Below are 25,359 nucleotides of genomic sequence, written 5' to 3'. Positions count from 1 at the left end.
ACAGGAAGAAAATTAAGCACAAAAAGCCTGGGAATTACAGCAGAAAATACCCTTCGTGACGCAGCAGCCACTCTTTGCGCTGTACGCCCCCGGCATAGCCGGTGAGGGTGCCGTTGCGCCCAATCACGCGATGGCAAGGCACCACAATGCTGACGGGGTTAGAGCCATTTGCCGCACCGACCGCGCGCGCCGCGCCGGCACGACCAAGCTGTTCTGCCAGCTGACCGTAGTGCATCACCTGCCCGCAGGGAATATTACGCAGCGCCTGCCACACCTCGCGCTGGAAAGGGGTGCCCGCCGTGGCGGTTGGCAGGGTATTAATAATGCTGAGATCGCCCTCGAAGTAGGCCGTCAGTTTATCGCTCAGCCCGCCAGGATTACGGGCAGTAACACGCTCGTATCCCTCGGCGCGATAATGGATGTTGAGCAGCTCAACCATCCGGTCGCTGTGCTCTTCCCATTCAACCGCGCGCAGATTGAACGCTTCATCCGCGATAACCCACAGCGGCCCCAGCGGCGTCGCAATCTTATCTTCGAGTAATCTCAGCATCAGTACTCCTTAGTTCAGCCTCGGGTAAACACCCGGTCCAATCGGCAGGCCGACAAGATACCACGCCACCAGCATCACCAGCCATACCCCTAAGAAGATAAGCGGATAGGGCAGAACCAGCGAATAGTAGGTACCCAGCTTAGCCTCCGGTCTGTAGCGTTGCAGGAAGCCTAAAAACAGCGGAACGAAGGGTGACACGGGCGCCAGCGGGATCACCGAGGAATCGGCGACACGGAACAGGATCTGGGCGAACGCCGGATGGAAGCCGAGCATCATAAACATGGGGACAAAGATGGGCGCCAGAATCGACCAGATGGCCGACCCGCTGGCAATAAACATGCACAGCAGGGACGACAGCAGCGCCAGGCCGACAAACGCCGGAACACCGCTCAACCCCGCCGCCTCCAGCGCGTCCGTCAGGCTCACGGCCATAAACTTGCCCATGTTGCTCCAGTTAAACATGGCGACAAACTGCGCCAGCGGGAACACCATCACGATAAAACCCGCCATCTCCTTCATCGGCTCGATCATCAGGTGCGGCAGATCTCCCTGACGGCGGATTTTGCCGGTGGCGATGCCGTACGCGAGCGAAACGACGAAGAAGAAGAGAATTATCAGCGGCACAATGCCCTGAATAAACGGCGAGGGCAGTACGGTGTGTTTGATCGGATCGCGCAGCACGCCATTTTCCGGTACCACCATCAGCGCCACCACCGCAATGAACGCCAGCGAGACGATCCCGGCTACGCGCAGGCCGAACTGCTGCTCTTTGCTCAGCGTCTCCAGCTTTTCATCGCTCCGGCCTTCCCATTTACCCAGGCGCGGCTCAATGATTTTATCGGTAATCAGACCCCCGACAATCGTCAGGACAATCACTGAACTGGCCATAAAGTACCAGTTGTCGATCACGCTGACGTGCATGGTCGCATCGATGGTGCTGGCTGCCTCTGTGCTGATGCCGGAGAGCAGCACATCGGTGGTCACGATAAGCAGGTTAGCGGTAAACCCACAGCCGACGCCCGCAATCGCCGACAGCAGGCCCGCAACAGGATGACGACCAACGGCGAGGAAAATCAGCGCCCCCATCGGCGGCATGATCACCAGTGCCGCGTCGGACGAGATATGGCTGAAGAAGGCAATAAACAGCACCATATAGCTGGCATAACGCGCGCTGACGTGCGAGGCCATTTTGACCATCAGCGCGGGCAGGAGACCCACGCGCTCGGCCAGTCCCGCGCCTAACACCAGCGCCAGGATGGCGCCCAGCGGCGCAAAACCGCTGAAGTTTTTAATCACGTTCGGCAAAAACCAGTGCAACCCTTCAACGCTGAGCAGGTTTTTCACTGCCACCATGCTGCCGTCGGCCGGGCTGCGCACGCTCACCTCAAAGGCGGACAGCACGGCCGTCGCGACCATCAGGATGACAATTAAATAGATAAAAAGCAGGAAAGGGTGCGGCACTTTATTGCCGATCCTTTCAACCCAGCCATAGAGCTTACCGGATGGGGAATGCGAAGGTATGGAAGACATACTCATGGGCGTTCCTCGGGACTGTTGTTGTGTTGTTGTGTTGTGTTTTTTTATTTTAAAGGTGACGGTGTCACGCCCTGCGGGATCGGACACTCGTACGGTTTTTCTGTTATGTGTTGTTCGAACTCTTCCCGGCATTTTCGCAACAGGTCGGCATCCTGAAGCAGATGCAGCGCGGTCGCGCCCATCACTTTTCCGGCCAGCAACATGCCTTTATGGGCAATAGAGGTACGCCCCTGCGCCACTAATTGCCAGGTATGCAGCGGGGTGCCCACGGTAAAACAGGGGCTAAAGCACTGTGCGACAGGCATCTTCCAGCTGACATCCCCCACATCGGTGGAACCTGCCAGCACGTTATCGGTGATGGCATATGGGGCAACTTCATCCACCAGCAGCGTCTCCTGATGGCGTCGGGCAAACGCTTTTCCCTCTTCGGCCCCCGTTGCGGCAATGTTTTTCAGGCTGTTTTGCAGGTCGTTTGCCGTGAGCGTAGCGCGGATTTTACGGGCAAATTCGCGTTCCTCTTCCGTCCAGGCCGGCGTGCCGTAATGCTGCAATGCGCGGTACATCGCCGCTTCGAGCGTTCGGTTCGGCAGATAGCTGGAGCAGGCTTTATCAAAGCGGCACTCGACGATGGTTTCGGTCATCATCGCCGCGCCCTGGGCGATTTTCTCGATGCGCGCGTAGATCTGCTGCGCATCGGCCATCTCCGGGGCGCGGATCAGGTACAGCACCTCGGCCTGGGCCTGCACCACGTTAGGCGAAATTCCGCCGGTATCGGTGATGGCGTAATGAACGCGCGCTTTTTCAATGATGTGTTCGTTGAGGAAGTTTGTGCCGGTGGTCATCAACGTCACGGCATCCAGCGCGCTGCGTCCCAGATGTGGGGAGTTAGCGGCATGGGCGGCGATCCCCTTAAACCGCCAGGCGGCCTGAATATTGGCCAGCGTGCTGACGTTAAACATCCCGGCAAAGGCTTCCGGGTGCCATGTCACGGCAGCGTCCACGTCGTCAAATAATCCTTCACGCACCATAAAGGTTTTACCGGAGCCGCCTTCCTCGCCGGGACAGCCGTAAAAACGCACCGTTCCGCTGCCGCCGTGCTGTTCCAGCCAGCTTTTCACCGCCACCGCCCCGGCAAAGGCAGCCGTGCCTAAGAGGTTATGCCCGCAGCCGTGGCCGTTCGCCCCCGGGGTGGCGGATTGCGCCGTCGCGCAGTGTGCCTGCTGGCTTAGCCCGGCCAGGGCATCGTATTCGCCCAGAAGGGCGATAACGGGCTTGCCGCTGCCGTAGCTGGCAATAAAGGCGTTGGGAATGCCTCCGGCTTCCCGCGTCAGGGTAAAGCCCTCGGCTTCCAGCGCGCTGGCGAGGCGTTCGGCGGACCAGAACTCTTCAAAGCGCGTTTCGGGATGATCCCAGATGTCGTCGGCAATATCGGTAAACGTCTGACATCGCGTGTCGATGGCATCAGCGATAAAAGCGTAGTTCTCCTGCATTACACACCTCGCGTCCACGGGAAATTAAGCGCAGTTCGCGCCAGCGTTTCGATGGCAACGTTCATCACCTGCTCATCAAAATCGAATTTTTCGTTGTGATGTCCGGCGCTCAGCTGGGTGCCGAAAACCATATACGAGGCCATGCCGCCGTTCTGCTGCACGCGGGCCATCATTAGCGTGGCGTCTTCAGAGCCCGCAGGCGCTTTGACCTTATTAATGGCATGAGTCACACCGGGCACCTGGCTTGCCTGCTCGCGCAGATAATCGACCCAGGCCGGGGAAGGGACGCTGGAGGTCGCCGCCCCCATCAGGTTTATCCCGGCTGTTACGCCATAGAGCGCCGCCGCGCCGGTAATTACCGCCTGCGCGCGCTCAAAGACATACTGATTAATGGCCTCGCTTTCGCCGCGGGTTTCAACCTTAAGTAACGCATCAGCCGGAACCACGTTGCGTCCGCTGCCCGCCTGCATGACCCCGACGTTAACCCGGGACGCGCCTTCGCTGTGTGGCGCGATGCCATGCAGCGCGATAGCGGCCTGGGCAGCAGCAAGCAGGGCGTTACGGCCCTCTTCCGGTTTACCGCCAGCGTGTGCGGCGACTCCGGTATAGCGCACGTCAAATTTGGTGGTCGCCATGAAGTTATCGCTGCCGCAGATCACCGTCCCTTCCGGAACGCCGGTTCCGATATGAATGGCGGTAAAGTAGTCTACGCCGTCCAGCGCGCCTGCGGCGACCATAGCGCGCGCGCCGCGCGTACCCTCTTCGGCAGGCTGGAAGATCAGTTTGATGGTGCCGTTGAGCTGCGCTTCATGCTGCTTAAGCACCTGCGCGAGCCCCAGACCAATGGTGGTATGCCCGTCGTGGCCACAGGCGTGCATCATTCCCGGATTGCAGGAGGCAAACCCGTCGCGGAACGGGCGATGGCTGTCGTCGAGCGCTTCGCTTAAATCAAGGGCGTCCATGTCCACGCGAAACGCCAGGGTTGGGCCCGGGCGGCCGGTATTCAGGGTCGCGACAATGCCGGTGAACCCGCCCTCAAACGGCGCCAGCCATTTCTCCGGCGCGCCCTGCGCCCGGGCGCGGGCAAACTCTCGCGAAAGGGTGGCGTCATCGGGCAGTCCCATACGGCTTTCGGCGTCGACCACGTCGCGACCCATCGCCAGCTCGTAACCCAGTGAGGCGAGGATCTCCGCCACTTTTGCCGCAGTGCGAAACTCCACCCAACCGGATTCCGCGAAATGGTGGAAATCGCGACGCCATGCGCTCAGTTGTGGGGCTAATGTCTGGATGTACTGCGCCAGTGCGTTCATATCTTTTCCTGTCATCATTAAAATATGTGAACTGCTTCACGCTGTGATAGTTTTTACTTATCACTAATCGTTTTTTCACAGTTTTAACCGTTCAGGAATTACCCTCGCACATCCGTTTCCATTAAAGTAGATGACAGTTTCTTTACTCTGATAAACAACGGTTATCGGTCTCGTTATGTCATTTCAGATTAAATTTCATCAAATCAGGGCATTTGTCGAGGTGGCGCGTCAGGGCAGCATTCGCGGCGCCAGCCGGACGCTTAATCTTTCGCAGCCCGCGCTGACCAAATCCATTAAAGAGCTGGAGGAGGGTATGGCGGCCCAGCTATTTGTGCGCCGGAGTAAAGGCGTCGCGCTGACCGAGTGCGGGGAAGGGTTTTATCACCGCGCTAATTTGATTCTGGAAGAGCTGCGCGCGGCGCAGGATGACATCCGCCAGCGACAGGGCGAGCTTGCCGGACAGATCAATATTGGGATGGGAGCCAGCATTTCACGCAGCCTGATGCCAGCCGTCATTACGCGTTTTCATGCGCAGCATCCTCAGGTCAACGTCCGGATTATGGAAGGCCAGCTGGTGTCGATGATTAATGAATTACGTCAGGGTGAGCTGGACTTTACCATCAATACCTATTATCAGGGGCCGTACGATCACGAATTTACGTTTGAAAAGCTGTTCGAAAAGCCTTTTGCCGTATTTTGTCGGGCAGGACATCCGGCGACAGGGGCGACCTCAATTAATGAGCTTCTGCAATATAACTGGACGATGCCTACGCCCCGGGGAAGTTATTATAAGCAGTTACAGGATACTTTTAACCATCGCTCTCAAATACCGCGAATTGGCGTTGTCTGTGAGACCTTTTCCTCCTGTATTAGCCTCGTCGCACAAAGCGATTTCATCAGCATTTTACCGCAAGAGCTGGGCTGCGATCCGCTTCTGGCGCACCGTCTGATAATGCTGCCGGTTGTCGAAACCCTGCCTAAAGCGGCATATTATTTAATTCAGCGTCGTGATTCTCGCCAGACACCGCTTGCCGAATCATTAATCACGCAGTTTCGAAGAGAGGCCAGGAAATTAATTTAATAAAAATAACAACAATAAAAAATAGAGTCTGCCCGACATCAGACAGACTCCACAGAACACACAGTCGTGCATCCTTTCGCGGATCCTACATGCATTATCCATTGGGCAGGTTTATTAAGTTATAACAGCTTTTTCTTAAAAGAGAAGGACGTTGAGTGATTGATTTCACGATTTTTTAACGTATTTATTTAATTAATTACGGCTGAAATTTAAGTTAAGGTTAGATTAAATTTATTGCGTCTGCGATTATCTGTTCCTTAAGCCATTATTTGTACCCGTGCCCGGGTGATTGAGACCCGCAACGGGCGCAGGTATAGTACATCACTCAGATGTAGCCGGAGGATTTCCATGAACCCTGACGACAAATCACTTTTTCTTGACGCCATGGAGGATGTCCAGCCGCTCAAACGCTGCGCGGATATTCACTGGCAGCAGAGCCGCAACACGCGGGCGCGTCAGGAAATAGATACTGAGCAGCTCGATAACTTTCTGACGCTGGGGTTTCTGGAACTGTTGCCCCTTGACGAGCCGCTGATGTTCCAGCGTGAAGGGGTACAGCAGGGGGTATTTGATAAGCTGCGTTCCGGCAAATATTCCCGTCAGGCCAGCTTAACGCTGTTACGCCAGCCTGCGGAGCAATGCCGCCAGCTGGTCTATTCCTTTATTCGCCAGGCCGGACGTGACGGGCTACGCAACCTGATCATCGTGCATGATAAAGGGCGTGAACAGCAGTCGCACCCTAACGTAGTGCGCAGCTATCTTGCGCGCTGGTTGACCGAGTTCGACGAAGTACAGGCCTTTTGCGAAGCGCAGCCGCATCACGGCGGCAGCGGAGCATGCTATGTCTCGTTGCGTAAATCAGAGGATGCGAAGCGAGATAACTGGGAACGCCACGCCAAGCGCAGCCGCTAATCAGGCAGGCGGGCGATATGCCCGCCTGTCACTCAGAAGGTTTCCCAGTTCGCGTCAGCTGTATTCGCGCCTGCCGCTGACGGGCGCAGCAGTACGGGCGTTTTCACGTTTTTAGGGCGAGCCGCCGGCGATGCCTGAGCGTTCAGCCGGAATGCCGCCACGGCCTGACGCAGCTGTTCAGACTGATCTTCCAGCGCCGCCGCCGCCGTTGCCGACTCCTGTACCAGCGCGGCGTTTTGCTGCGTGACGCTGTCCATCTGCGAGACTGCCAGGCTGACCTGCTCTATACCGCGGCTCTGCTCGTCAGACGCCGAGGAAATCTCAGCCATAATATCGGTTACGCGCGTCACGGCCGCGACGATCTCTTTCATGGTCGCACCCGCCTCGCTCACCTGTTCCGAGCCGGTATTCACCCGGCTGACAGAGTTCTCGATAAGCCCTTTGATCTCTTTTGCCGCCTGCGCGCTGCGGCTGGCCAGCGTCCGTACTTCACCTGCCACGACCGCAAAGCCGCGACCTTGTTCCCCGGCACGGGCGGCTTCAACCGCCGCGTTGAGCGCGAGAATATTGGTCTGGAAGGCAATGCTATCGATAACGCCGGTGATATGCGCAATTTGCTGAGAACTGTCGGCAATGTCATTCATGGTACGCACCACGTTATCCACCACCTGACCGCCGCGTGCGGCGGTTTCAGACGCATTCTTCGCCAGCAGCGTCGCCTGGCGGGCGTTATCCGAGTTCTGTTTCACCGTGGCAGTCAGCTCTTCCATGCTGGCGGCGGTCTCTTCCAGCGAGGCTGCCTGCTGCTCGGTTCGGGCGGAAAGGTCGTTACTTCCGGCGGCAATTTCTCCTGCGCCCGTGTAGATAGAATCTGTGCTGCCGCGCACGGCGCTGACGGTGCTCACCAGCGACTGCTGCATCTCGTGCAGACCAGCAGCCAGCTGGCCCATCTCGTTGCGCCCGGTAATCGCGACATTTTGCGTCAGATCGCCGCTCGCGATGGTGCGAATATGGTTCATGATGGCGTTGAGCGGTTTCAGGAGCAGGTGCTGTAAACCCTGCCAGATCACCACCAGCACGGCGATCACGGTCAGGAAGATCGCCGCCAGCGTCCACTGCATCTGGGTAAAGCTGCTCTGGTTCTCTTCGGCGGCGGCTTTCAGCAGAACGTTGTTTTCAGCGCGCCAGCGGGTATAGACCGCCTCCATCTCATCCTGCGCCTGCTGGGCGTCCAGGTCGCCATAGGCCTGATAGTTATCTGCGCGCAGATACTCAATGGACAAGCGCATCACCTCGTGCATTTGCTTCCAGGCTTTCTGCATCTCTTCGGTGAGCGCGGCATTCTGGCCCTTCACCTGCGGAATAACCAGCCAGTTTTTGTAATAGTCTTCGGCTTTGGCCAGCGAACCGTTGGCGGTGCCCAGCAGCGTGTTGATCGCCGCGAGAGAGGCCGGATCGCGCTGGTTTTTCAGGTAGCGGATCGCCACGCGGGTAACGGTAACGCGCGTTTTCACCAGCGTGTTAACGCTGTCGCTCAGGCTTTCCTGTTGGGCATTGAGTAACCCGGAGTTCTGAAAGTTGTGACGATCGTTGTTAACGGCAGAGTAGAACAACCCTCCCGTGACAACTTGCAGCAGACAGAATATGGTGAGGGCAAAGATAATACCGGTAATCACGTGCAGATTTTTCAGCATGGCGGTCATCCGTAAGAGAAGAGGCAGGGTTACATCAATACTATCGTCGTAGCGAATTTAAACTTTAATTTTACTATTGCTTAACTAATGGTTTCGTTGCGGAACCTGTTGTAAATCCGGATCATTTTTTATGAGGAAGGTCAGCATGAGCAGCATAGATAAAAGCGGAACGTTCACGCTCGGAACGCGTACGGTTAAACGATTTGGCTATGGCGCGATGCAGCTTGCCGGGCCTGGCGTTTTTGGTCCGCCAAAAGATAAAAATGCGGCGCTGGCAGTGCTGCGTGAAGCGGTGGCGTTGGGTGTGAATCACATTGATACCAGCGATTTTTACGGACCTCATGTGACCAACCAGCTTATCTGCGAGGCGCTTCATCCGTACCGGGACGACCTTACGATTGTGACCAAGATCGGAGCCCGACGCGGCGAGGATGCCTCCTGGCTGCCGGCGTTTTCCGCGCAGGAGCTGACGCAGGCGGTGCATGATAACCTGCGTAACCTGAAGCGGGATGTGCTGGACGTGGTTAACCTGCGGATCATGTTTAGCGCCCACGGACCGGCGGAAGGCTCGATTGCCGCGCCGCTGAGCACCCTTGCGGAGCTGCAACAGCAGGGGCTGGTTCGTCATATTGGGCTGAGCAACGTCACCGCTTCGCAGGTTGCTGAAGCGCAGAAGATGGTTTCCGTGGTGTGCGTACAGAACATGTACAACGTTGTGAATCGCGGTGACGATGCGCTGGTTGATTCGCTGGCGCAGCAGGGGATTGCCTGGGTGCCGTTCTTCCCGCTGGGTGGTTTCACGCCACTGCAATCTTCCGGACTACAGGCGGTGGCGGATTCACTGGGCGCGACGCCGATGCAGGTGGCGCTGGCATGGCTGCTGCAACGCTCGCCAAATATCCTCTTGATCCCGGGAACCTCATCGGTGGCGCATCTGCGTGAAAACCTGGCGGCAGTCGATCTGGTATTGCCGCCTGAGGCGCTGGAGACGTTAAATTCTCTGGTGGGGTAATCCCGATACCAGCAAAAGCCCGGAGGATTTTTCGGGCTTTTGCTGTTTATGATCCAATCTGACTTCTTTGGCGGTGAAGCGCTAACGCTTCTGCCACGATTTCCTGCTTACTTTTCCGTGTTTCATACGCAGTAATGCGGATGTACTCCATCAGCGCAGGATCGATGCGCGCACTTAACATCCTGAGTTCGGCCTCCTTTGCGACACCGCGAGCAACACGCTTATCGGGATAATCACGGGCGGGCATAGAAAACGTCCTCCAAAAATTGTCTTGTTAATTTGTGCTGTAAAATATGCGCTAGTCTAAATAGAAAGTCAACGTACAGTGTAGGTGGAGTGACTTGTTGTTAATTTGTTTTGTTTTTATAGTCATTTGAAAGTCATTGCGTAGTGATGTTTTATGACGCGTTACACTTGTCTGTGCGTAAAAATTTACAAAACAAATAATCTTCATTGCTATAGGGGGTTATAAGCGAAGCGGTTAAGGCGTAGCCAGCCGCTTACGCTGACATGGCTTGATCGATACCTCAGTTAAAACTACTGTATATAAAAACAGTATGGAGGTGTTTATCATGATCTTTTTCAGACCCGCAGAGTTGCGTGAAATCGTTGCTATTCCACTTTTCAGCGACTTAGTACAGTGCGGCTTCCCCAGCCCGGCAGCGGATTATGTAGAGCGGCGTATCGATTTAAACGAGTTATTAGTGGCCCATCCCAGCTCCACTTACTTTGTCAAAGCCGCCGGTGACTCGATGATAGAAGGGGGGATCAATAACGGTGATTTGCTGGTGGTGGACAGTTCCCGCAAGCCTGAGCATGGCGATATCGTGATTGCGGCGGTAGAGGGCGAATTTACCGTGAAGCGCCTCCAGCTGCGTCCCAATATTCAACTCAACCCCATGAACAGCGCCTATTCACCGATTATTGTCGGCAGCGACGATACGCTCGATATCTTTGGTGTAGTGACGTATATCGTGAAATCCGCGAGCTGATCGTGTTTGTGAAGCTTAATTAATAGGCAATAAGTTAATTCTCATCATGCAAAAATCTTACGTCACCTGGGCTGTCTTGTCGGCAAACCTGATATTCATCGCATAAGCCGGAACTGACTGGTCAAATATTCTGGTATTGGCGAATTACAGAGTGATATCCCATTTTTTTTATTTTGTTATGTTCCTGCACTTTAGTGAGTTTTCTTTTCTTCCGACAGAATACATTTTGTCTACATTATAATTTTAATTTATGATTCGCACACGAACAATTGATGTTACGCAGGGTTTTAGCATCGTGGCAGTCAATAAAACCCTGCTGTTATAAAGTAATCAGGAGATTCATTTTTATGTCAGACAATAATCCCCGCCCATCCGGCTGGTTAGGCCCGTGGTGCCTGCTGGTGGGTGTGATACTTCTTGTAACGGGGCTCTTTTTTGCTATCGGCGGTTTTAAACTGGTTTCCCTGGGGGGGAGTTGGTATTTTCTCATCGCCGGGGTTATCACTCTGCTCTCTGCGATTCAGTTCTTCCGCCGCAAGTCCTCTGCCGTGGGGCTGTTTGCCCTGGTGTTTCTTGGCACCCTGATTTGGGCATTTTTCGATGCCGGGCTCGACTTCTGGCCGCTGGTTTCCCGTTTAATGGTACCCGCCGGGCTGATGGTGCTGGCAGCTGCCACCTGGCCTGCATTGCGTAAACGTGAAGGAAAACCGTCCTGCGCAAAAGGGGCCCTGGGGGTCTGCGCGGTCCTTATTATCGCCATGGGCGTCACCTTTGTTCAGATGTTTCAACCCCATCCGACCGTGCCGTTTAGCGGTGAAAAACGTCCGCTGGTACCGGTAAAAGATGATGCGAAACAGCAGAACTGGGATCACTACGGTAATACGGCCGGCGGTAGTCGCTTTGTGGCGCTGGACCAGATAACCCGTGACAACGTGAAAAACCTGAAACCGGTCTGGACCTACCATACCGGTGACGTACCGGAAAGTCCGGACGGCAATGGCGCAGAAGATCAGCAAACGCCGCTACAGGTTGGCGATCGTGTCTTCCTCTGTACGCCGCATAACAACGTGATCGCCGTGGATGCCGATAGTGGGAAAGAGATCTGGAAAGCGGAAATCAACGCCAAATCTGCAATCTGGATGCGCTGCCGTGGCCTGGCATACTTTGATGCCACCAAACCGCTGGCGCAGCCAACGGTAGCGGGCTCCACGCCGGTTCTGCCAGCGCAGGTCGCACCGGGCGCTGCATGCCAGCGCCGTATCCTGATGAATACCATTGACGGTAAGCTGATCGCGTTAGACGCCGATAACGGCAAATTCTGTCCGGACTTCGGTACTAACGGCAGCGTTAACCTGCATGAAGGGATGGGCGACGCGTCAGATCCCACCTACGTGCTGACGTCGGCCCCGACGCTGGCGGGTACGACGGTTGTCGTTGGTGGCCGCGTTGCGGATAACGTCAGCACCGATATGCCGGGAGGCGTTATACGTGGTTATGACGTGATCACCGGCCAGCTGCGCTGGGCGTTCGACTCGCGTAATCCGGATCCGAACTATGTTCTGAAGCCGGGCGAACACTACAAACGTAGCTCTGCAAACTCCTGGGCCCCTATGTCCTGGGATGCGTCGATGAATACCGTGTTTATCCCGATGGGGAGTTCCTCCGTCGACCTGTGGGGCGCTGACCGTATTCCGGAAGATCATAAATACGCCACCTCAATCCTCGCGCTGGATGCGACTACCGGGAAAGAGAAGTGGGTATACCAGACCGTGCATAACGACCTCTGGGATTTCGATATCCCGATGCAGCCGAGCCTGGTTGATTTCCCGACAAAAGAGGGCAACAAGCCCGCGGTGGTGGTGGGCACCAAAGCGGGGCAAATTTATGTTCTTGATCGCCTGACGGGTAAACCGCTCACTGAAGTGAAAGAGGTTCCGGTAAAACCAGCGGATATTCCACGTGAACAGTACCCGGCAACGCAGCCGCGCTCTGTGGGGATGCCGCAGATTGGCGCGGAAACCCTGAAAGAATCGGATATGTGGGGGGCGACGCCGTTTGACCAGCTGGCCTGTCGTATCAGCTTCAAATCAATGCGTTATGACGGTCTGTACACGATGCCGGGAACCGATATTTCCCTGAGCTTCCCGGGCTCGCTGGGGGGAATGAACTGGGGTAGTCTGTCCACGGATCCGAACAACCAGTACATCTTCGTCAACGACATGCGTCTGGGTCTGTGGGTCCAGCTGATTAAACAAGATCCGCAAAGCGCAGTGGCAAACACGGGCGGTGAAGCCGTGAACGCCGGTATGGGCGCTGTTCCGATGAAAGGAACGCCGTATTCGGTCAACAAAAACCGTTTCATGTCACCGCTGGGTATTCCGTGCCAGAAACCACCGTTTGGCTCTCTCTCTGCGATTGACCTGAAAACACAGAAAATCGTCTGGCAGGTGCCGGTCGGTACCGTTCAGGATACCGGTCCGTTTGGGGTAAAAATGCGTATGCAGATGCCTGTCGGTATGCCGACGCTGGGCGGTACGCTGGCCACGCAGGGCGGTCTGGTCTTCATTGCGGGAACCCAGGATTACTACCTGCGCGCCTTTGATTCCTCTACGGGGGAAGAAGTGTGGAAAGCGCGTCTCCCGGTGGGTAGCCAGGGCGGACCTATCAGCTATGTATCACCGAAAACCGGCAAACAGTACATTCTGATCTCTGCTGGCGGTGCACGCCAGTCGCCGGATCGTGGTGACTACGTGATTGCCTACGCGCTGGATAAATAACAGCGAAATAAACAGCCTGGCCCCGTCGTAGTACGGGGCTTTTTTTTGACTGAAAACCACGCACAGGAAGAAAGCTGCGGTTCCGGTCAGCCCGTGAAAAGCACCCGCCAGCGTCGGCGACGGCGAGTCATCTCGCGCCATAGCGCGACTATCTCGTCAGGTTGCAGGGCATCAATAGCCTGCGGCGTTAACACCGGCAAACCATAGCGCTGGCGCAGGGCGGCCACTGCCGTGGCGCTGGCATCCATCGGTGAGCGGATCTGCGTCGCCAGCTGCTGTCGCAATAGGCTGAACTCGGATTCATCGCACAGCGTCAGCTCTCGCAAAAATCGTTTGCAGCAACCCAACAGGTTCACGGGAGAACGATCAGGCGACTGTAACGCCAGCAGCAGGCCATCGCGATCGGCAATACGCTGATAACGACAGCTGACCACGTAGCCAATCTGCTGTTCCACGCGCAGGCGCTGGAAAAATCGCGGTTCGCAGCATAACGCCAGCAGCCGCAGCGCGGCGAGCGACGCACCCGGCGGCAGGGGAATAAACACCAGCAGCGCCGAATCCTCGCTGGCGTGCGGAATGTGTTCGACCCCGCCGGGACAATCGCTTAACGGCAACGGCTTAGCGTTAACCGGCGCCCGGAGCAGGCCAAGCTGCCGGGCTAACCCGTGCGCGTGTCCGGCGCTGCCGCCAGCTAACGCCGCCAGCCAGCCATTCCGTGACGGTTCCGATGCCAGTCGTTCAGGCAATTGCTTAAGCAACTGACGGATCGCAATGCCATCTGGCGCAGGCGTAATAGCCGGTGTGGGGCGGGAGAGGCGATCGATTATCGCCCCGATGATGGGTTCCGCCATCACCACGGCGTCAGGAAGCCGCAGGGTTAGCTGCCAGCTACCGTCAACCGTTTGCCACTCGCCGCTGCTGCCGATATGGCGCATTTCAGCTAGAAGAGGGCGTAATTGTTTGCCGATCGCCACCCCCTGTGACTCGCTTACGCGCGAATAAAAAGGCCTGCGGAGGATCAGCGTCGGCGCTTGTGCCTGCGCCGGTAAATGCAGCAGCGGAACGGCTTCTGGCGTCAGGGCTGGGGCAGAATATTGGGTAGCCTGCGGGTAGAAGGAAAACGCGATGGGGCTCTCATCCGCAACCGGCTGGCGACGCCAGTGGCTAAGCGGCAGGGCAAATCCCTGGCTGGCGATAATTTCAGCGGTTTCCATTTTTTTGCAGGCCAGATACGAGGTGGGCGCCGCCAGTAAGTCGGCACAGAAGGCGGAAAAATCAACCGGCGCCGCGCCGGGCGCAAAACCAAACGCCCGCTGGCGAAGCTGGTCAAGGGGCGACAGGGCGCTAAAGCGCTGCTGTGCCAGCCTATAATAATGCCGCTGTTGCTCTTGCGTCGTTTGCTGTAGGGCCCGCAGCCAGCGCGTGATTTGCGCGTCTATGGCCTCGGGCCGTTCGCCGTCAAGCGTTAGCGCCAGCCAGCCGTAATCGTCATCCTGATAAAGCCAGTCCAGCGATACCTCTTCTGCCAGCCCGCGCGCCCGCAGCCCGTCAATCAGGCTTCCGGGGGCCTCGTCCAGCAAAAATTCCCGAAGCAAGGTGACGTTGTCACTTTTTCGGATCAACGGACAGCGCCACAGCGCGGGTCGCTCCGTCACTGCCAGCTGATAATCTGCTTCAGCGCTAAGGCGTAACGGGGGGGCGGCTTCAGGCACGCCACCTGAAGCAAAACCTGTCGCAAACGTATGGGCAAGCTCGGCTAACGCATCCAGCGTTTGCGGTCCCTGTAGCCACAATTGCAGGTGTCTGGCCCCATAATAGCGGCGATGAAATCCGCGCAACGCGGCGTGCAGCGATCCCGTGTCTTGCCCCAGAGAATCATGGCTACCCACCTGAAAACGGCGAAAAACCTCCGGTTGTTCCATCGCGTGGCGCGCCGCGGCTTCGCGCCGGGCGGGATCATGCTGCTGGATAAGCCGGTTTTCCGCATCAATGACCGCCACTTCGCGCTGGATGTCCTGCCGGGAAAGCAGCGGCGCCTGCAACATATCCCGCAGTCGCGCGACGCCGTCGGACAGGTTATCGGCGGCAACGTCGAAGAAAAAAGCGCTGTGGCGAGCCAGCGTGGTGGCATTGACGTTGCCGCCCTGGCGCTGGACCCAGGCCATGAGTCGATCATCGCCCTGATAGCGCTGGCTACCGCGGAACAGCAGGTGCTCAAGCAAATGCGCGAGACCGGCGAATCGCGGTGGCTCGTGATGGCTTCCGGCACTCACGCGCGCCAGCGCCGCCGCGCGTGTCGCCTGCGGCTGATGCACCAGCGTTGCGCGTAAACCGCCTGCCAGTTCCACGATGCGGATGGTCATTATCGTTACAGTTCCCGGGTTTTATAGATAAGCTGAGAACGGGTTCGGTTGCGAAACTGAAGCTGACCGATCTTCATATCACTACAGGCTGCTTCGCGTCGCGCCTCGAGGATTTTATGATGATGCGGCGATTTGCTGCACACCGGATCGGCGTTATCCGCATTCCCGGTGAGCATAAAGGCCTGGCAGCGGCAGCCGCCGAAGTCTTTCTCTTTTTCATCGCAGGAGCGGCACGGCTCCGGCATCCAGTCAAATCCGCGATAGCGGTTGAAGCCGAAAGAGTCATACCAGATGGATTCCAGGCTCTGCTCAAGCACCGAGGGGAATTCCACCGGCAGCTGGCGCGCGCTGTGGCAGGGCAGCGCCGTGCCTTCCGGGGTCACGCTGAGGAAAATCGACCCCCAGCCGCCCATGCAGCCTTTGGGCCGCTCCTCGTAATAATCGGGAGTGACAAACAGCAGGTTGGTCAGATTGCCGCTGGCGGCCATTTTTTGCCGATATTCGGCAACCACGCGTTCCGCGTGGGCAATCTGTTCCCGCGTCGGCAGAAGCCCCTGACGATTAAGGAACGCCCAACCGTAGAACTGGCAGGTGGCAAGTTCGACGTCGTCGGCGTCCAGCTCGATGCACAGTTCGATGATTTTATCGATCTGATCGATATTATGCCGGTGCAGGACGAAATTCAGCACCATCGGGTAATCGCGCGCTTTAACCGCTTTGGCCATCGCCAGCTTCTGCTGGAAGGCTTTTTTATTCCCCGCCAGCGCAGCGTTGAGCACTTCATCGCTGGCCTGGAAGCTAATCTGGATATGGTCCAGACCGGCCTCGCTGAATGCGTCGAGCTTGCTTTCCGTCAGGCCAATTCCCGAGGTGATCAGGTTGGTATAAAAACCGAGATCGCGGGCGGCGCGGATCAGCTCCGGCAGATCTTTACGCGTCAACGGTTCGCCGCCGGAAAAACCTATCTGCACGCTGCCCATCGCCCGCGCCTGGCGGAAAACCTCAATCCACTGTTCAGTGGTCAGCTCCTGATCCTGCCGGGCGAAGTCCAGCGGGTTAGAGCAGTAAGGACACTGTAGCGGACAGCGATAGGTCAGCTCCGCCAGCAGCCACAGCGGTGGATTGACGGCAGGTTTATTCTGGCTCACGGAAAATAACCCACTTCTGTTGATAAGCGATTTGCAGGAATTCTACGACGTCGTCATCCACGCCGCCGGCTTCCGGGAACCGTTCGTTGAGTATGGCAATGATGGCCGCCGCGTCGCGTTGGCCATCGACCAGTTCGAGGATCGCGGCGGCGGTCTCATTGAGTTTAGCCATGCCTTCCGGATAGAGGATGACATGGCTGTCCTGAGCGGCTTCCCATTGCAGGCGATAGCCGCGACGAAAGGCGACGATGGAGTTTTTTTGCATGCTTATACCAGTCGGGTTGTGTGCCAGGCCGCTTTGTCGGTGACCGTGTGATAAGGCGGACGCTGTAGCGCGTAGGCCATGGTCATCGCGTCGAGCATCGACCACAGGATATCGAGTTTGAACTGAAGGATCTCCAGCATCCGATTCTGCTTTTCCGCGCTATCGCAATAACGCTTCGCCAGCTCCAGACCGTGTTCAACGTCACGGCTGGCCTGGCTGAGGCGGCTGCGGAAATAAAAATAGCCTTCCTCTTTGATCCACGGGTAGTGCTGTGGCCAGCTGTCGAGACGCGACTGATGGATTTGCGGGGCGAACAGTTCGGTGAGCGAACTGGATGCAGCCTCCTGCCAGTTGGCGCGGCGGGCGAAGTTAACGTAAGCGTCGACGGCGAAACGGACGCCGGGCAGCACGTGGCGCTCGCTGATTAAGTCCTCGCGGCTGAGCCCCACGGCTTCGCCCAGCTGTAGCCAGGCTTCGATACCGCCGTCATGACCGTTGCTGCCGTCGTGATCGAGGATCCGCTGCACCCATTTGCGACGCGTGTTCGGATCCGGGCAGTTCGCCATAATTGCCGCGTCTTTCAGTGGGATCGTCGTCTGGTAGTAAAACCGGTTCGCCACCCAGCCCTGGATCTGCTCGCGGCTGGCCTCGCCGTTATGCATCGCGATATGGTACGGATGGTGAATATGATAGTAGGCGCCTTTCGCCCGAAGGGCGTGCTCAAACTCTTGCGGCGAGAGCGTTTCGCGAATGTGCATAGTTAGTCCTGAAGCGTGATGTTCATCCCGTCCCAGCTCACTTCTATTCCCTGCTGCGCAAGGGCGTGACGCTGCGGCGACTGCTCGTTAAGGATCGGGTTGGTGTTATTAATGTGGATCAGAATCTTGCGCTTTGCCGGCAGCGAGGCCAGCAGCGCCATCATGCCGTGTTCATCGCCGAGCGCCAGATGGCCCATGTCGCGGCCGGTATTGCGCCCGACGCCGGTGGCCTGGAGTTCATCGTCCTGCCAGACGGTGCCGTCAATCAGCAGACAGTCCGCCTTTTTGAGCCACGGCAGGATAGCGTCATCGGGTTCACCGAGACCCGGTGCGTAGAACAGCGTCTGACCGTTGCGGCGGTTTTCGATAAACAGCGCCACGTTATGCCCCGGCAGCGGGCGGTCGCGCCACGGCGAATAGGGCGGTGCGTTACTGGCGATGGGGACAGCGGTAAACTGCAAATCAGGGCAGGCTTCCACGCTAAAGGCGGTGAGCGGCGCAATCGGGTGATGAATCAGGCCGCCGTTCCAGTGCCGGAGCATGGTAAAAATCGGGAATCCGCTGGAAAGATCTTCATGCACCTCCGGCGTACACCATACCTGATGTGGGCACCCTTCGCGCAGGCTGAGCAGCCCGGTGGTGTGGTCAATCTGGCTATCGGTGAGAATAATGCCGCCAATATGCGTGCCGCGCAGAACCTCTTTCTTATTCAGTTCTGGCGTATGGGCAATCTGCTGGCTGATATCGGGGGAGGCGTTACACAGCACCCACTCTTTGCCGTTATCACTGACGATGATCGACGACTGGGTGCGAGGGGTCGCCTGAAGGGTACCGTCGCGCAAACCCTGACAGTTGGCGCAGTTACAGTTCCACTGGGGGAAACCACCGCCAGCGGCGGAACCGAGGACTTTAATAAACATGAAGATGGGCCAGGTAGTCAAACAAAAATGCCCGCACGGATGGCGGGCAGAGCGATTAGCGGTTGGAAATGTACAGGGTCACTTCCAGGCCAAGACGTAAATCAATAAAAGCAGGTTTCTTCCACATCGTTTTTTCCTCTTTAAAAATGCAGCACCAACGCCATTGTTTGTGCCAGTTTTGTGATGGTCATCAAATAATGCGTCACAGGAGGGCAAAGCTCAACCCGAAAGATGTAAGGAATTAACTTAATGTTTACAACGTAACCTATTGTTGCCAAACATTTTGCAATACCTTTTGCCAGTTACCCCACAGCAGCTTATTCAGCACAAATTGATCATAGCCGCTGTCACGCAACGCGCTGATTAGCCGTGGTAAACCACTCACATCGTGTAAGTCATCAGGCAACGTAATACCGTCAAAATCGGAGCCCAGCGCGACATGATCGTCACCCATGATGTTAATAAGATAGTCGATATGGCGAACAATCGTACTCAGCGGGGTATCGCTATCGCGTTTACCGTCGGCGCGCAGAAACGCGTTGCCGAAATTGACGCCAGCCACGCCGCCGCTGTCGCGGATAGCCAGCAGCTGCCGATCGGTCAGATTGCGCGGTTGCGGGCACAGCGTATGGGCGTTGGAGTGGGTGGCGACCAGCGGTGATGAGGAATGACGAGCGGTATCCCAGAACGCCTTTTCATTCATATGCGAAACGTCAATCAGCATGTTCAGGGCGTTAGCGTGCTTAATGAGGGCGATACCCTCTGCGGTAAGCCCTGGGCCGCTGTCCGGGCTGCCGGGAAACACCCCGTTAACGCCGGTGCCAAAACGGTTAGCAATGTTCCAGAAAGGCCCAATGCTACGCACCCCGGTGGCATAGAAAGCCTGTAGATCGCCTCCCTCGCCGTCAAAACCGCCCGCGCCCTCAATATGCGCTACCATCGCCAGCACCTTATCCTGACGGCAGCGTTCGATATCCGCCGCGCTCAGGCACAATCGCGCCCGGCCGTCGGAGTGGGCGACAAGCTGCTTAAGGATCGTCAGCTGCTGCCAGAGAATGTCGACCGGCTGCCACGGCTCGCTGGCGTATTGTGGCGCCATGCGGGCGATATACTCCTGCGGCGGCACGAACAGCGCGAACAGCCCGCCGGAAAATCCGCCTTGCTGCATGCGTGGATAATCGAGGTGTCCCTTCTCAATGCCGGAGAAGAAGGCCGTTACCGGATCCTGGCGATGGTGAAGCCATAAATTAAGCAACAGGTCATTGTGACCATCAAAAATCGCCATAGCGCATCCCACTGTCTTTTATTGCTGCGAAAGTTGCCTGGCACGATAACCGATTTGTCCGGTCCGGCAAGGGGAAAATTACAACTTAGCAGCAATTGTTAATATCACTTAACAGTGAGGAGATCCGCAAAGCGGGTGGTGTAGCGGGGTGAAAGCATTTCCCGTTTCATCTGCCACGGCTGCTGTATACCCTGTCCCGCGAAGTAAAGCGTGCCACGGCCATTTTCAGCATTCAGATGGTCTAATACATCCATTAACTTTTGGCTGTTTTTCCTGGGTGCGTTGTCGTCAAACAGATTAAGTTGCGCGACGCCCTGGCTATAAAAATCTCCCAGCATCACTCCGGCTTTCTGGTACCGATGGCCGTTCTTCCAGACCGCATCCAGACAACGAACTGATGCGCCGATAATATCCCGGCTATCCTGGGTTGGGGTGAGCAGTTTTACCGACGCGCTATTGCCATAATATGGCTCGTTAAGCGCGAAGGGCGAGGTTTTAACAAATACGGAGATAAAGCGGCAATGCTGATGCTCATTGCGAAGTTTTTCTGCTGCCCGGGCGGCATAACTACAGATGGCCTGGCGTACATCGTCATATTCGGTGATGCGTTCGCCAAACGAGCGCGAACAGACGATTTCTTGCTTTACCGGGGCAAACTCTTCCAGTTCAAGACACGATTCGCCCCGTAATTCACGCACCGTTCTCTCCAGCACGACATTGAAATGTTTTCTTATGAACCGGATATCGGTGTCTGCCAGTTGCAGGACGGTCTTAATCCCCATCATCTCAAGCTTCTTCGCTATGCGACGTCCTACCCCCCAAACGTCTTCGACGGGTAGCGCCGCCATCAGCTTTCTCTGACGATCTACATTGGATAAATCAACAACGCCTCCCGTCTGGCGCTGCCAGCGTTTCGCCGCGTGATTTGCCAGTTTCGCCAGCGTCTTTGTGGGTGCGATGCCCACCCCGACGGTCAGATGGGTGCGTTGCAGTACGGTCGCTCTCATTTCATGCCCAAAATCGGAAAGATCGCGACAATTACGCACGCCGGTAAGATCGCAAAAGATCTCATCAATTGAGTATATTTCGCTACGAGGCGACATCTCTTCAAGCGTGTTCATTACCCGGTTGGACATATCCGCGTAAAGTTCATAATTACTGCTGAAACAAACCACGCCATGATGCCTGAAGAGATCTTTCTGTTTGAAGTACGGTTCACCCATTTTCACAAAGGGTTTGGCTTCAGCGGAGCGAGAGATGACGCACCCATCGTTATTGGACAAGACGACCACTGGTCGTCCCTTCAGGTCCGGGCGAAAAACCGTTTCACAGGAAGCATAGAAAGCGTTCACATCACACAGTGCAAACATGGTCAGCTCGCTCTGGTATCGCCAGGAGGGGTGAAAAACTGCATTATGATCACCGTTAATTAAGACTGTATTTATATACAGTATTGTATGTTGATAGCAAAGATCAAGGGGGAACGAGGAGTGACGTCGTACGGGTGCAGGAGGGAGAGGGTTATGTTCAGAATGGCGGCGAGGCAAATCTGGCGGAAAGGGTATTTAATGAAATGTTTAAGGAATATAAGTGCCCATACGACAGGTATGGGCAGTGAAGCCGTCGATATTACTTCTTCTTGTTCATCATCGCCTTGAGATCGGCAAAGGGGTTAAACGTGGCGACACCCACGTCTTTTTGCGCATCCTCACCCGCGACAACGGTGGTGCCATACTGATCCGCTTCGGTGTACTTTGAGTGTTCGTGATCGTGACAAAACAGGCACAACAGCTCCCAGTTACTGCCATCTTCCGGGTTATTGGTGTGATCGTGGTCGATATGGTGCACCGTGAGTTCACGAAGATTTGAATAAACAAACTCACGCGAGCAGCGTCCACAAACCCAGGGGTAGATTTTTAGCGCTTTTTCACGGTAGCCGCTTTCCAGCCGTGCGTAGTTTTTGGGGATCAGAGCCATTGCTGATGTTACCTGTTAAAAAGAGAATAATTCACACTATATCCCATTATGAGATGTCAGGAGAATGCCTCCTCTGCGGGAAGGCAGCGTGCGATTTGCGTATTTCTGTCAGTTTATTTGAAGCATTCCGTTAAATAATCACCATTTATTCTCATTCGTTAATGCGTAGAGTAGGGATAACGCAATGCTTTATCAGGATACTCCACTATGAAAAAGATCGGATTTTTGTCGTTTGGTCACTGGACGCCGTCACCCCAGTCCGGCACGCGAACCGCGGCTGACACGCTGCTACAGTCCATCGATCTGGCGGTCGCCGCCGAAGAGCTGGGCGCGGACGGGGCTTATTTCCGTGTGCATCACTTTGCCCGCCAGCTCAGTTCGCCATTCCCCTTGCTGGCTGCAATAGGCGCGAAAACCAAACGCATCGAAATCGGGACGGGCGTGATCGACATGCGGTATGAAAATCCGCTGTATATGGCGGAAGATGCTGGCGCGGCAGATCTCATCTCCGGCGGGCGATTACAGCTTGGTATCAGCCGGGGTTCCCCGGAGCAGGTGATTGATGGCTGGCGTTATTTTGGTTACGTGCCGCAGGAAGGGGAAAACGAATCAGATATGGCGCGCCGCCACACTGAGGTACTGCTTGATGTATTACGCGGTGAAGGGTTTGCAAAGCCTAACCCACAGCCGATGTTCCCAAACCCGCCGGGATTGTTGCGTCTGGAGCCGCATTCAGAAGGCTTACGCGATCGTATCTGGTGGGGGGCTGGCTCTAATGCAACGGCAGTATGGGCGGCAAAACTGGGGATGAACCTGCAAAGCTCAACGCTGAAAGATGATGAAACCGGCGAGCCGTTCCATATTCAGCAGGCAAAACAGATCCGTGCCTACCGACAGGCCTGGGCTGAGGCAGGGCATACCCGTCAGCCACGCGTTTCGGTCAGCCGCAGTATTTTTGCCCTGATGGACGATCGCGACCGGATGTATTTCGGTTCAAGCCGCAATGAAAGCGACAGCGTGGGCTATCTGGATGAGAAAACGCGGGCCATTTTCGGACGCAGCTATGCCGCAGAGCCAGACAAGCTGATTGAACAGTTGAAAAAGGATGAAGCGATCGCGGAAGCGGATACGCTGTTACTTACCGTGCCGAATCAGCTGGGCGTGGAATACAACGCACATGTGATCGAGTCCATCCTGAAACATGTCGCACCGGAAATGGGATGGCGCGATCGCAATGCTTAATCTGGCCCTCTGGTATCGCCGGTTTGGTGAGCCTGAATCGGTACTGCAAGCGGAAACCACACCATTGTCCCCGCGACAGCCGGGAGAGATACGTGTGCGCATGCTTTTTTCCCCGGTGAACGCCTCCGATCTCATCCCCATCACCGGGGCATATCGCCATCGCACGCCGCTGCCTGCGATAGCCGGTTATGAAGGGGTCGGAATAGTGACCGAAACGCCCGCCGCTTATCCGGCGCTGCTGGGCAAGCGGGTCCTGCCGTTACGGGGGCAGGGAACCTGGCAGCGCTATGTCGACTGCCCGGCGGCGTATGCGGTTCCCGTCCCGGACGACGTCGACTCGCTACTTGCCGCGCGGGCGTATATCAACCCGCTTGCCGCACAGATGATGCTGGACCGCTATCCTCCGGTCGGGAAAACGGTGCTGCTCACCGCTGCCGGTTCTGACTGCGCCGTTCTGCTCGGGCAATGGGCACGCCAGGCGGGTGCGGAGGCGGTTTACGGGATCCATCGTTCGCCCGTGCACGCTCAACGTCTGGCTGAAATGGGGATCGTCCCGATTGCGCAACATGATACGACCGCCGTCAACGCTGCCGCCGCGCAAGCGGAGGTGGTGTACGACGCCACGGGCGGCAGTCTGGCGGAGACGATCCTGAGCGTGATGCCCGAAACCGGCACCTTTGTCTGCTACGGGCTACTCTCCGGGCAGACCTTCCGGCAGCAGCGGCCGTTGCCGCGCGTGGCGTGGTTTCACATTCGTAACTATCTGGACGCGCTGAGCGCTGAGGCGTGGCAGGCGGAGTTTCGGCGCATCTGGCCTAAACTGCGCGCCAGCCAGTGCAGCGATGTCACCCTCTACCCGCTGTCGGAATGGCAGCGGGCAGTGGGCAACTATCGCGAAGCGGGAAGAACGGGTAAGCCCATGCTGTCGATGGACAATTAATCGGCCTTATGGCTCATGTCGCTCAGCAGTACAGCGATACTTTGTCCACCGGCGGTCTGCTCCAGGCCAATTTTGACAATAATTGTCAGCGGAACGGAGAGCAGCATGCCGACAGGCCCGAGCAGCCAGCCCCAGAAAATCAGGGACAGGAACACAACAAGGGTTGAAAGCCCCAGCCCGCGTCCCATTATCCGTGGTTCGAGAATGTTCCCGAAGACAAGGTTAATCACCAGATAGCCTGCCAGCAGAATCAGGGCATCATACAAACCGCTGAAAACCAGCACCTGAAGGATAGGGGGGATCGCCGCCAGCACGGAGCCGATGTTAGGAATATAGTTGAGCGCAAAGGCCAGCAGCCCCCAGACGAAGGCAAAACGCACATCCAGCGCGGCGAGCATCCCCCAGACCACTAATCCCGTCACCAGGCTGATGGCCGTTTTCAGCACCAGATAGCGTGAAACGCTGTCGAGCGCGCGCTGAATGGCGCCCATTCCCTCTACCGGACGCACCATGATGTGCTGGAGCTTTGCAGGCAGCTGTGGAACTTCCAGCAGCATAAACACAACCGTCAGGAACAGCAGGAAAATCGAGGTCATGGCGTTGGAGAGTTGTGCCAGCAGGCTGGTGACAATCGTCATGGCGGCATTCGGATCGATGTATTTAAGCAGTTCCTCAACCGAGACTTCGATACCCGCGCGTTGCAGCCAGGGTTCAATTTGCAGCAGCGGGGTCGCCAGGGAAGAGCGGTATGTCGGTAGCGTCCGCGCCAGCTCGTTCAGGGAGGTTCCCAGATAGGCGACTAACAGCACCATCGCAACGATAATAATACTGATAAGCAGGCTTATCGCCAGCACACGCGGGATGCGCAGCCGCGCCATTCGCTGCACCAGTGGATTGAGGATCACCGCGATAAAAAGCGCCAGGATAAAAGGCACGATGATATCGGCCGCAAAACGAACGCCGGTCAGAATGATCACCAGCATGCCCAGCATGATGACGATCTTAAGCCCGTTGAGGGTGATAATAGGTTTGGCCATGGACGTTCCTGAACAGTTTTTTATTTATAATAGAGGGGAAAGCGGATTAAAAAAACTAACCAAAATCAAA

General features: G+C 56.4%; 23 protein-coding genes. 7 read left to right on the top strand and 16 right to left on the bottom strand.

Features of this window, described 5'->3' with window-relative positions:
• Nucleotides 1-34: 34 nt before the first annotated feature.
• The 4 genes from ogt to AM329_RS07220 are packed head-to-tail and all read right to left on the bottom strand — an operon-like array spanning nt 35 to nt 4,886.
• On the bottom strand, nt 35-550 hold the full coding sequence (ogt, locus tag AM329_RS07235; RefSeq protein ID WP_003857532.1) for a methylated-DNA--[protein]-cysteine S-methyltransferase: 516 nt from the start codon (nt 548-550) through the stop codon (nt 35-37).
• 9 nt (nt 551-559) lie between these two features.
• Nucleotides 560-2,086 (bottom strand): p-aminobenzoyl-glutamate transporter, encoded by a 1,527-nt coding sequence (gene abgT, locus AM329_RS07230; protein ID WP_022651040.1) that lies wholly within the window; start codon nt 2,084-2,086, stop codon nt 560-562.
• Between the two features lie 44 nt (nt 2,087-2,130).
• On the bottom strand, nt 2,131-3,576 hold the full coding sequence (locus AM329_RS07225) for a M20 family metallopeptidase (RefSeq protein ID WP_023324559.1): 1,446 nt from the start codon (nt 3,574-3,576) through the stop codon (nt 2,131-2,133).
• Nucleotides 3,576-4,886 (bottom strand): M20 family metallo-hydrolase, encoded by a 1,311-nt coding sequence (locus AM329_RS07220; protein ID WP_032609074.1) that lies wholly within the window; start codon nt 4,884-4,886, stop codon nt 3,576-3,578. Before AM329_RS07220 ends, AM329_RS07225 begins: the two co-directional genes overlap by 1 nt.
• 175 nt (nt 4,887-5,061) lie before the next feature.
• Here AM329_RS07220 and AM329_RS07215 point away from each other — a divergent pair, with 175 nt between their 5' ends.
• On the top strand, nt 5,062-5,967 hold the full coding sequence (locus tag AM329_RS07215; protein WP_003857524.1) for a LysR family transcriptional regulator: 906 nt from the start codon (nt 5,062-5,064) through the stop codon (nt 5,965-5,967).
• A 348-nt stretch (nt 5,968-6,315) separates the two neighbouring features.
• Entirely contained in the window at nt 6,316-6,879 is a 564-nt protein-coding gene (gene smrA / locus AM329_RS07210) for a DNA endonuclease SmrA (protein WP_032609076.1), read from the top strand.
• Nucleotides 6,880-6,911: 32 nt separating this feature from the next.
• On the opposite strand, the gene AM329_RS07205 is transcribed toward smrA, so the two are convergent.
• Nucleotides 6,912-8,573, bottom strand: coding sequence for a methyl-accepting chemotaxis protein (locus AM329_RS07205; protein WP_023314051.1), 1,662 nt, complete (start codon nt 8,571-8,573; stop codon nt 6,912-6,914).
• Between the two features lie 145 nt (nt 8,574-8,718).
• Here AM329_RS07205 and AM329_RS07200 point away from each other — a divergent pair, with 145 nt between their 5' ends.
• Nucleotides 8,719-9,585 carry an aldo/keto reductase family oxidoreductase gene (locus tag AM329_RS07200; protein ID WP_022651043.1) on the top strand — a complete coding sequence of 289 codons (867 nt, stop codon included), beginning with the start codon at nt 8,719-8,721 and terminating at the stop codon, nt 9,583-9,585.
• A 46-nt stretch (nt 9,586-9,631) separates the two neighbouring features.
• Here AM329_RS07200 and AM329_RS07195 read toward each other — a convergent pair whose 3' ends face one another.
• On the bottom strand, nt 9,632-9,832 hold the full coding sequence (locus AM329_RS07195; RefSeq protein WP_003857516.1) for a hypothetical protein: 201 nt from the start codon (nt 9,830-9,832) through the stop codon (nt 9,632-9,634).
• Nucleotides 9,833-10,157: 325 nt separating this feature from the next.
• Here AM329_RS07195 and AM329_RS07190 point away from each other — a divergent pair, with 325 nt between their 5' ends.
• Both AM329_RS07190 and AM329_RS07185 read left to right on the top strand, forming a co-directional pair.
• Complete coding sequence (locus AM329_RS07190) at nt 10,158-10,577, top strand: translesion error-prone DNA polymerase V autoproteolytic subunit (RefSeq protein ID WP_003857514.1); 420 nt, start codon at nt 10,158-10,160, stop codon at nt 10,575-10,577.
• Between the two features lie 347 nt (nt 10,578-10,924).
• Entirely contained in the window at nt 10,925-13,354 is a 2,430-nt protein-coding gene (locus AM329_RS07185) for a glucose/quinate/shikimate family membrane-bound PQQ-dependent dehydrogenase (protein WP_032609077.1), read from the top strand.
• Between the two features lie 86 nt (nt 13,355-13,440).
• On the opposite strand, the gene pqqF is transcribed toward AM329_RS07185, so the two are convergent.
• From pqqF to yajD, 9 genes are all read right to left on the bottom strand, one after another.
• Entirely contained in the window at nt 13,441-15,717 is a 2,277-nt protein-coding gene (gene pqqF / locus AM329_RS07180) for a pyrroloquinoline quinone biosynthesis protein PqqF (RefSeq protein ID WP_032609078.1), read from the bottom strand.
• Nucleotides 15,718-15,722: 5 nt separating this feature from the next.
• Nucleotides 15,723-16,865: a pyrroloquinoline quinone biosynthesis protein PqqE gene (gene pqqE / locus AM329_RS07175; RefSeq protein ID WP_023324563.1), complete on the bottom strand. Its 1,143-nt coding sequence runs from the start codon at nt 16,863-16,865 to the stop codon at nt 15,723-15,725.
• On the bottom strand, nt 16,852-17,130 hold the full coding sequence (pqqD, locus tag AM329_RS07170) for a pyrroloquinoline quinone biosynthesis peptide chaperone PqqD (RefSeq protein ID WP_022651047.1): 279 nt from the start codon (nt 17,128-17,130) through the stop codon (nt 16,852-16,854). The genes pqqE and pqqD overlap by 14 nt, the downstream gene beginning before the upstream one ends.
• A 2-nt stretch (nt 17,131-17,132) precedes the next feature.
• A complete protein-coding gene (gene pqqC / locus AM329_RS07165; RefSeq protein WP_032609079.1) occupies nt 17,133-17,888 on the bottom strand; it encodes a pyrroloquinoline-quinone synthase PqqC in 756 nt (251 codons plus the stop codon).
• Nucleotides 17,889-17,890: 2 nt separating this feature from the next.
• The gene (gene pqqB, locus AM329_RS07160; RefSeq protein WP_003857504.1) at nt 17,891-18,808 is read right to left on the bottom strand and encodes a pyrroloquinoline quinone biosynthesis protein PqqB; all 918 of its coding nucleotides are present in this window, start codon (nt 18,806-18,808) and stop codon (nt 17,891-17,893) included.
• Nucleotides 18,809-18,863: 55 nt separating this feature from the next.
• On the bottom strand, nt 18,864-18,935 hold the full coding sequence (gene pqqA, locus AM329_RS07155; RefSeq protein ID WP_002905689.1) for a pyrroloquinoline quinone precursor peptide PqqA: 72 nt from the start codon (nt 18,933-18,935) through the stop codon (nt 18,864-18,866).
• Nucleotides 18,936-19,073: 138 nt separating this feature from the next.
• The gene (locus tag AM329_RS07150) at nt 19,074-20,093 is read right to left on the bottom strand and encodes a dipeptidase (protein ID WP_032609081.1); all 1,020 of its coding nucleotides are present in this window, start codon (nt 20,091-20,093) and stop codon (nt 19,074-19,076) included.
• Between the two features lie 104 nt (nt 20,094-20,197).
• Nucleotides 20,198-21,463 carry a Y-family DNA polymerase gene (locus tag AM329_RS07145; RefSeq protein ID WP_032609083.1) on the bottom strand — a complete coding sequence of 422 codons (1,266 nt, stop codon included), beginning with the start codon at nt 21,461-21,463 and terminating at the stop codon, nt 20,198-20,200.
• 259 nt (nt 21,464-21,722) lie between these two features.
• Nucleotides 21,723-22,070, bottom strand: a complete 348-nt coding sequence (gene yajD, locus AM329_RS07140) for an HNH nuclease YajD (protein WP_006808895.1) — start codon at nt 22,068-22,070, stop codon at nt 21,723-21,725.
• A gap of 207 nt (nt 22,071-22,277) precedes the next feature.
• Here yajD and AM329_RS07135 point away from each other — a divergent pair, with 207 nt between their 5' ends.
• Nucleotides 22,278-23,312 carry an LLM class flavin-dependent oxidoreductase gene (locus AM329_RS07135; RefSeq protein WP_032609085.1) on the top strand — a complete coding sequence of 345 codons (1,035 nt, stop codon included), beginning with the start codon at nt 22,278-22,280 and terminating at the stop codon, nt 23,310-23,312.
• Nucleotides 23,305-24,252, top strand: a complete 948-nt coding sequence (locus AM329_RS07130) for a zinc-dependent alcohol dehydrogenase family protein (protein ID WP_017384558.1) — start codon at nt 23,305-23,307, stop codon at nt 24,250-24,252. Before AM329_RS07135 ends, AM329_RS07130 begins: the two co-directional genes overlap by 8 nt.
• Here AM329_RS07130 and AM329_RS07125 read toward each other — a convergent pair.
• On the bottom strand, nt 24,249-25,289 hold the full coding sequence (locus AM329_RS07125) for an AI-2E family transporter (RefSeq protein ID WP_032609090.1): 1,041 nt from the start codon (nt 25,287-25,289) through the stop codon (nt 24,249-24,251). The genes AM329_RS07130 and AM329_RS07125 overlap by 4 nt on opposite strands.
• Nucleotides 25,290-25,359: the final 70 nt, after the last annotated feature.

The sequence above is a fragment of the Enterobacter cloacae complex sp. AR_0002 genome (genome assembly GCF_001922365.1).
GTDB lineage: Bacteria > Pseudomonadota > Gammaproteobacteria > Enterobacterales > Enterobacteriaceae > Enterobacter > Enterobacter hormaechei_C.
Note: the sequence above shows the minus strand (reverse complement) of the source record. Positions and strands in the feature narration are given on the sequence as shown.

Excerpts from the sequence above, each read along its gene's own strand:
- pqqC (WP_032609079.1), bottom strand. The coding sequence starts at position 17,888 with ATGCACATTCGCGAAACGCTCTCGCCGCAAGAGTTTGAGCACGCCCTT.
- AM329_RS07215 (WP_003857524.1), top strand. The coding sequence starts at position 5,062 with ATGTCATTTCAGATTAAATTTCATCAAATCAGGGCATTTGTCGAGGTG.
- AM329_RS07125 (WP_032609090.1), bottom strand. The coding sequence starts at position 25,289 with ATGGCCAAACCTATTATCACCCTCAACGGGCTTAAGATCGTCATCATG.
- AM329_RS07220 (WP_032609074.1), bottom strand. The coding sequence starts at position 4,886 with ATGAACGCACTGGCGCAGTACATCCAGACATTAGCCCCACAACTGAGC.
- pqqB (WP_003857504.1), bottom strand. The coding sequence starts at position 18,808 with ATGTTTATTAAAGTCCTCGGTTCCGCCGCTGGCGGTGGTTTCCCCCAG.
- AM329_RS07190 (WP_003857514.1), top strand. The coding sequence starts at position 10,158 with ATGATCTTTTTCAGACCCGCAGAGTTGCGTGAAATCGTTGCTATTCCA.
- AM329_RS07145 (WP_032609083.1), bottom strand. The coding sequence starts at position 21,463 with ATGTTTGCACTGTGTGATGTGAACGCTTTCTATGCTTCCTGTGAAACG.
- AM329_RS07185 (WP_032609077.1), top strand. The coding sequence starts at position 10,925 with ATGTCAGACAATAATCCCCGCCCATCCGGCTGGTTAGGCCCGTGGTGC.
- AM329_RS07195 (WP_003857516.1), bottom strand. The coding sequence starts at position 9,832 with ATGCCCGCCCGTGATTATCCCGATAAGCGTGTTGCTCGCGGTGTCGCA.
- pqqD (WP_022651047.1), bottom strand. The coding sequence starts at position 17,130 with ATGCAAAAAAACTCCATCGTCGCCTTTCGTCGCGGCTATCGCCTGCAA.
- AM329_RS07150 (WP_032609081.1), bottom strand. The coding sequence starts at position 20,093 with ATGGCGATTTTTGATGGTCACAATGACCTGTTGCTTAATTTATGGCTT.
- AM329_RS07205 (WP_023314051.1), bottom strand. The coding sequence starts at position 8,573 with ATGCTGAAAAATCTGCACGTGATTACCGGTATTATCTTTGCCCTCACC.
- AM329_RS07225 (WP_023324559.1), bottom strand. The coding sequence starts at position 3,576 with ATGCAGGAGAACTACGCTTTTATCGCTGATGCCATCGACACGCGATGT.
- AM329_RS07130 (WP_017384558.1), top strand. The coding sequence starts at position 23,305 with ATGCTTAATCTGGCCCTCTGGTATCGCCGGTTTGGTGAGCCTGAATCG.
- pqqF (WP_032609078.1), bottom strand. The coding sequence starts at position 15,717 with ATGACCATCCGCATCGTGGAACTGGCAGGCGGTTTACGCGCAACGCTG.
- ogt (WP_003857532.1), bottom strand. The coding sequence starts at position 550 with ATGCTGAGATTACTCGAAGATAAGATTGCGACGCCGCTGGGGCCGCTG.
- AM329_RS07200 (WP_022651043.1), top strand. The coding sequence starts at position 8,719 with ATGAGCAGCATAGATAAAAGCGGAACGTTCACGCTCGGAACGCGTACG.
- smrA (WP_032609076.1), top strand. The coding sequence starts at position 6,316 with ATGAACCCTGACGACAAATCACTTTTTCTTGACGCCATGGAGGATGTC.
- yajD (WP_006808895.1), bottom strand. The coding sequence starts at position 22,070 with ATGGCTCTGATCCCCAAAAACTACGCACGGCTGGAAAGCGGCTACCGT.
- abgT (WP_022651040.1), bottom strand. The coding sequence starts at position 2,086 with ATGAGTATGTCTTCCATACCTTCGCATTCCCCATCCGGTAAGCTCTAT.
- AM329_RS07135 (WP_032609085.1), top strand. The coding sequence starts at position 22,278 with ATGAAAAAGATCGGATTTTTGTCGTTTGGTCACTGGACGCCGTCACCC.